This is a genomic window from Ruminococcus sp. 210702-SL.1.03 (genome assembly GCF_020559915.1).
Taxonomy (GTDB): Bacteria; Bacillota; Clostridia; order Oscillospirales; family Ruminococcaceae; genus YE71.
This window is the reverse complement of record NZ_JAJCLZ010000137.1, coordinates 1-358: the sequence shown is the minus strand read 5'-3', so window position 1 is coordinate 358 and position 358 is coordinate 1. Positions and strand designations below refer to the sequence as shown.

Below are 358 nucleotides of genomic sequence, written 5' to 3'. Positions count from 1 at the left end.
CAAAAAAGGAGAGAGATTCTATGTTTAAAAGTAAAATTCGCACGCTGCTGAAACGTGTTGTTTCAACGGCTGCTGCTGCCGTCATGATGGCTACTACTGTCATTCCGTCTGCGGCTGCAAAAGACATCGAGTACGATTGGGACTCGACCAGTAATCTTATCTTCACGAAATCATTTTCCGCAGTAAGCGATGGAAGAGGAAGTATCACAGGCTACAAGACCAAAATGGTCGCATTTAAAGCCAAAGATGAAAAATACTTTGCCATGTGCGCTTTGCCCGGAACAGGTTTTGATGAAGATTACAAAAACATCGACGGCGTAATGATCATTCCTCACATGGACGAGGGCGAGTATTGGGA

General features: G+C 44.4%; 1 protein-coding gene. It reads left to right on the top strand.

The window, feature by feature from the left end:
* Window positions 1-20: 20 nt before the first annotated feature.
* The coding region (locus tag LI114_RS13805; RefSeq protein WP_227221145.1) for a hypothetical protein at window positions 21-358 on the top strand (338 nt) is incomplete at its 3' end.